The organism is Streptomyces sp. ADI95-17 (assembly GCF_003846175.1).
Lineage (GTDB): Bacteria > Actinomycetota > Actinomycetes > Streptomycetales > Streptomycetaceae > Streptomyces > Streptomyces sanglieri.
Map to the genome: position 1 here is coordinate 3,294 of NZ_ML123060.1, position 5,661 is coordinate 8,954.

Sequence of the window (5,661 nt, forward strand, 5' to 3'; positions counted from 1 at the left end):
TCCAGAACTACCTCCAGAACGGCGGGGCCCTGCCGGCAACGGCCGGGAAGGTGATCGTGCAAGGAGAAGACCTCGGGCGCTGGGTGGCGGCGCAGCGGTTCGGGTGGGAGCAGTTGCTGCCCGCGCAGCAGTGGTTGCTGGAGAACGTCCTCGGGATCGAACCCGCTGGGGACGAGAAACGCCCGGTGAAACGCACGCAGGACGATATGTGGGCGGTCAACATGGCAGCGGCGCAGCAGTTCCATACCCGTGAGGGACATCTGCGGGTGCCTCGGAAGCATGCCGAGCACCTGGAGATGGGAGATGGTCCGGCAGGCCATCAGAGCGGCGCTATCGGGCCCGTGGTGGTCAAGCTCGGCATATGGCTGGACAACGTGCGTAAACGGGCGGACAGGCTCAGTGCGGAACGGCGGGCCGAACTCGGCGCCCTCGGCATGCGCTGGTAGCCGTTGTGCCTCACTGTCTGCCAAGGGCCGACCGCCTCGCGGGGCAGATCTCTCCATGGGAGCCCGGTGCGGTGCCGGTAGATGATCCCGTCGATGGTGCGACGGTGGTCGGCGAACGGGCGCCCTGTCTTCCCGGCGTTGCGGGGAAGACAGGGCGCCAGGCGTGCTCACTGCTCGTCGGTCAGCAGGCGCAGGCGCCCACTCGTGGTCGCCGGGGCTGGTAGGCGGTGGCCAGCACAGAGACAGTGACCTGGTCGGGCAGGAGGCCGTCATCGCTCAGGTCTGCACGGTTCACGTGGCGTGCGCTCGGTGTCATCCCCACCAAGTCCAGGGCCTCCAGTCCGACCAGGGCCATGGGGTACTCCACCTGTTCGGTGACAGTGACTGTGAAGTAGGGGTCCAGCGCCCGGTGCAGGCGCTGTTCCTTGGCAGGGTCGATGGTGACCATTGCAGGCACTCGGCCGCGCAGCTCGACCAGGTGTCGATCGGTAGGGCGGACCACGATCAGCCGGCCGGCCGGGCGGAGTACCCGGTGAAACTCGGCTGGATTGCGCGGGGCGAACACGTCCAACACCACGTCGGCCACCTCGTCGGCGAGAGGAAATGGGCGAAAGACATCCCAGGTCGCCGCAGCGGCTCGTTCATGGGCTCGGGCTGCCGAGCGCAGCGCGCGCGCCGACGTGTCCATGCCCAGACCTCGGGCGCCGGGCAGATGGTCGAGAACGCCGGCCAGGTAGTAGCCCGTGCCGCACCCGATGTCCACCACGGTGCCCCGCTCCGGCACGGCGTCGGCCGCCAGGCGGGTCACGGCCTGGAGGATGGGCGCGTACCCGCCGGTGGCCAGAAAGCGGTCCCGAGCCTGGACCATAGCCACGTCGTCGCCGCTGGTAGCGCGGGTACCCGTCAAGAGGCTGGCGTAGCCGTGGCGGGCGATATCGAAGGTGTGGCCCGTCAGACAGCGCAGTGCGCCGCGGTCGGGGTGCAGGCGGCGCGTGTGGCACGTCGGGCAGCGCAGCAGGTCTAGGAACAGTCCGAGGGCGGGGGGAAGCAACATGGGCACGAGGCACTCCTGACAAGGCTGAAGGGAAGAGACCGTGCCTGGACGCGCGCACAGAACGTCACTGCCTCAGGAAGGAACGGGCAGTGCCAGGAAGGTGGTTCGCGTAGCAGGCACGCCTGGGAGGGCGATGCCGTCCGACATCGCCCTCAGTGCCTTCCGATCACAGGAAGCAGCAGTGCGGGGTGCTCATGAATGCCACGCCATGAGTTTACGAGCCTCGACGAAGCCCTTCATGCCCGCCGGAGTTGAGAGAAACGGCCTAGTGCTCATATCGCACCAGACACGACCAAGTTCCCGAACGGATAAGTCGGAGTCTGGCTTCTAGCCAGGGCATCTGGCCTGAGGCCGCCCGGACGAGCGGCGGCTCGGGAAACGGCACCACCGTCTCGGTGTCGGCCGTGCAGGCCTTGTCGGCAACCTCGCAGCCAACAACACCTATGCCTGCTGGCCCAGCCTCAGTGCTGCTGTCCTCTTGGCTTTCGCACGAAGGTGAGGGGTACCCGGCTGAGGCGCTGTAGCAGCTGCGTCTCGTCGCTGTCATCGCAATGCCGGATCCCGTCAGCGGGCTGCAGATCTCGTGAGAGACCTGGGGCATGTCCGACGACAGAACTGGTGCACACCGCGCGCAGGCGGTGCGTGCCGTCGAGGTGAGCCGGGTGGCTGCGGTGCAGCGGTTGTTCGGCTTGGAGGCCCGGGGTGAGCTGACGTCCGGCCACGTCCGGCTGGTGGCACAGGCGTTGGGGAAGTCGGAGCGGACGGTGTGGCGGTGGCTGGCCGCGGCCCGGGCGGAGGGCCGCCTGGACCGGATGCCGGCCGGGCGGTTCACGGTGACGGCTGAGGTCCGGCAGCTGCTGGCCTTGTGGGGCGGAAACGCCTCCCGGGTCCATGCCGAACTCGTCGAGCGTGCCCGCAAGGATCCCGAGCGGCCCAAGGTTCCCTCGCTGGCGACACTGCACCGGGCCATCCGCCGGGACCTGACGGCAGGCGAGCGGGCCGGGCTCAGGCAGGGCGAGAAGGCGCGGCGGGCGCATGACGTGTTCGCCAAGCGTCCGCCCACTCACCGCAACGTGGTCTGGGAGAGCGATCACAAGCGGGTGCCGGTCCAGGTGGACGTCGAGGGCGAGCTGGTCTGTCCGTGGGTGACCTGGTTCATCGACTGCGCGACCAAGGTGATCGTCGGTGTGGCCGTCACCCCTCACGCACCGTCCAGGGACGCAGTCCTGGCCGCGTTGCGGTCCGCGATCGACCGGCGGCCACCATACGGGCCCGCGGGCGGGCTGCCCGCCGCGATCCGGGTGGACCGGGGCAAGGAGTTCCTGTGCCGCACGGTCACGGGCGCGATGGGGGCGTTCGCCGTCGCGGTCATCGACCTGCCCGCCTACACCCCGCATCTCAAGGGCACGGTCGAGGCACTCAACGACGCCGTCGAAGAGATGCACTTCGTGCTCCTGCCCCGCTACACCCACCGGCCCAAACTCACCGGTGGGCGCCCGGCGGACCCCGACGCTCCCGCGCTCGCCTTCGCCTCTTTCGTCAGCGGCCTGCTGGATTGGGTGCGGTGGTGGAACAGCGAGCACCGCCCCGATGCCCTGGGCGGCAGGACGCCGCTCCAGGCGTGGGCGGCCGACCCCACCCCCGTGGCCGATGTGCCGGCCGAGCAGCTCGCCGGTTTCGCCCTCGAGGACGACGGGCGGGAACGCACCATCACCACTCACGGCGTCCGCTGGCACCGCCGGGACTACATCGCCGACTGGATGGTGGGCCATACCGGCACCCGCGCGGTCCGGCACCTGCCCCACCACGACGACCTCATCGAGGTCTTCGACACCACCGGGGCCCATCTGGGCAGCGCGTACCTGGCCGACGCAGCCACTGGCGAGCAGATCCGCGCACTCAAAGCCGCGCGCACCGCGGCCGCCCGCCGCCTGCGCGCCGATCTCAAGGCCGCCGAGAAGCTCCGGCGGGACCGCTTCAAGGCCCAGACCGTTGCCGCGCCCGCCACACGCAGCCGGACCCCCACCCACAGCGAAGCGGCCGGCGAGCTCGACGAGGCCGGTCGGAGCGGGCGCAGGACGCTGGCCCGCCCCGACCTCATCCCGCACACTCCCGCGCCCGAGCACTGGGCCAGGCCCATCGACCCCTCATCCACCGAGCAGGAAAAGGACCGTCACAGTGACACGAACTGACCTGGCCTACGGGCGTCTGCCCGCGATGCGTGACGATCATTTCCTCGGCCTCGAAGACGCCCAGCTGGTCGGCACGGAGTCACTGCTGACCACCAAGGACAACATCGAAGCGGTCATCAAGGCCAAAGCCATGATGTGCGCGTACGGGCCGGCCGGCTATGGCAAGACCATGGCCGTGAACTCCGCCCTGCGCGAGCTGGCACCGCGGGCGACCTACCGGCTCGAGCTACGGGCCGGCCCCACCCCGCGCGACATCCGGCACGGCCTGTTCAAGGCGCTGCGGCTGCCCGGTGAACCACCGAGGCGGCCCAGCGAGTTCGATGCCCTCCTCAAAGAGGCTCTCGCCGAACAGTTCCGGGTCCTGGTCTGCGACGAGGCACAGTGGATGAGCCGGACCGGATTCGAGTTCTGGCGCCACCTGTGGGACGACAAGCACACCGACATCGCAGTCATCTTCGCCGGCGGCGACAACTGCTACCGCGTACTGCGGCGCGAGCCAATGCTCGCCTCGCGGATCTACATCTGGCAGGAGTTCACCCGCCTGCCCAAGAACCAGATCCGCAAGGTCATCCCCGCCTTCCACCCCATATGGGCCACCTGCGAGCCCTCGCTGATCGACATGGTCGACCAGGAAGCCGCCCACGGCAGCTTCCGTAACTGGGCCAACATCACCGCCCACCTGGTCTCCGGCATGGACAAGACCGGCACCGAACACGTCACCGAAGAACTCATCCACTGGGTCTACAGCAAGATCGGCGGCATGTGAGCCGCAGCAACATCCCGGCGACGCGCAGCGCAGCCTCACGAGGCCGAAGGCACACAGCAGCCAGAGCGGTCCGTATCGTCATCGACGCCGACGACCACCCGGCATGGACGGCAGCCGCCCTGGACGCGCACTCCCCCGAGAACGGACGCGTCACCCTCCACCCCTCCCCCGGCTCGTCCGCCCCGCCCGCTCTGGCCCAGGACATCCTGTGCGCGCTCGGCAAACGGCTCCCGCCCCGCGGTATGGACGCGCCCCGGCACCGCGCCTCGTGGGCAGACATGGTGGGCCCTGCCTGGACGGCAGCCGCTTCCTGGATCAACGCGTACCGGACCGGACACCTCATCGTCCTGCGCGCCCACACCCTCACCCCGGCGCGGTGGGAACAACTCGACACACTCCGAGCCCGTACCGGGATCCACCTCACCCTCATCTGGCACCGTAAACCGGACACCCGTCTCACCGAACACGCAGCCAGGCTCAGCACCGGCTACCAGAAGACCGACGGCTTCGACGCGGCCCGGGACAGGCTCCGGGAGAAAGGCCCTGCACACCCGGGCACGAGACCGCACACCACAGACGGCCCCGACACCCACACCCGTGGCAGCGGACACGAACTCATCGAGCAGGTACAGCAGATCGGGCACCCGCTCCACGCAGGACTCCTCGCCGCCCAACTCCTCAGCCACACAGACGAGGCCGAACAACTCGCCGCCGTCCGGCTCGCAGACCTCGCACCCGACGCCACCGCCCTCGCCCTCCCCCGCCTGCCGTACCGGCCCACCAGCACACGCCACTGGCACTCCGTCCCCACATGGGCGCAGCCCCTGCTGATCGCCGCGCGGGCCTGGCACTACCTCAACGGTCACCACCACCCCAGCAGGCACCTGTTCCAGCACACCAACCTCCACCACCACAACCAACTCACCGACATTCTCACAGCGTCAGGAATCACCCCCGCCATCAACATCCTGACCGGCGACCCCGCATGGCCAACCCCGGCCACACCACCCCGCTGACCAGCATGAACACCCCACCCCTGATAGCGATCAGCAGCGAACCGACCACCACACCCCGCAAAAACGACAGTCACTCATCGGCATCCACTGTCAGAACCCAGCACCCCACACCAACAGCCCAGACACCCCACCAACCCACTGACAAAACAATGACGAACACCCACCGACAAAACAAAGCCGATCACCA

5 protein-coding genes and 1 pseudogene are annotated in these 5,661 nt (G+C 68.8%); 4 read left to right on the forward strand and 2 right to left on the reverse strand.

Annotation, left to right across the window (positions count from 1 at the left end; translation table 11 throughout):
* Window positions 1-446 (forward strand): helicase associated domain-containing protein (locus tag EES42_RS44425; RefSeq protein WP_124723863.1); only part of this gene is annotated, 446 nt, incomplete at its 5' end.
* An 11-nt stretch (window positions 447-457) separates the two neighbouring features.
* On the opposite strand, the pseudogene EES42_RS44430 reads toward EES42_RS44425, so the two are convergent.
* A pseudogene (locus EES42_RS44430) lies at window positions 458-607 on the reverse strand (transposase); the annotation flags it as partial.
* A 20-nt stretch (window positions 608-627) separates the two neighbouring features.
* Window positions 628-1,506, reverse strand: coding sequence for a putative RNA methyltransferase (locus EES42_RS44435; protein WP_206434020.1), 879 nt, complete (start codon window positions 1,504-1,506; stop codon window positions 628-630).
* A 665-nt stretch (window positions 1,507-2,171) separates the two neighbouring features.
* On the opposite strand from EES42_RS44435, the gene EES42_RS44440 reads away from it, so the two are divergent.
* From EES42_RS44440 to EES42_RS44450, 3 genes are read left to right on the forward strand one after another with little or no spacing between them, the layout of a single operon-like run.
* On the forward strand, window positions 2,172-3,692 hold the full coding sequence (locus tag EES42_RS44440) for a Mu transposase C-terminal domain-containing protein (protein ID WP_241197014.1): 1,521 nt from the start codon (window positions 2,172-2,174) through the stop codon (window positions 3,690-3,692).
* Complete coding sequence (locus EES42_RS44445; protein WP_241197013.1) at window positions 3,679-4,458, forward strand: AAA family ATPase; 780 nt, start codon at window positions 3,679-3,681, stop codon at window positions 4,456-4,458. Before EES42_RS44440 ends, EES42_RS44445 begins: the two co-directional genes overlap by 14 nt.
* Window positions 4,455-5,474, forward strand: coding sequence for a hypothetical protein (locus EES42_RS44450; protein ID WP_124723860.1), 1,020 nt, complete (start codon window positions 4,455-4,457; stop codon window positions 5,472-5,474). Before EES42_RS44445 ends, EES42_RS44450 begins: the two co-directional genes overlap by 4 nt.
* Window positions 5,475-5,661: the final 187 nt, after the last annotated feature.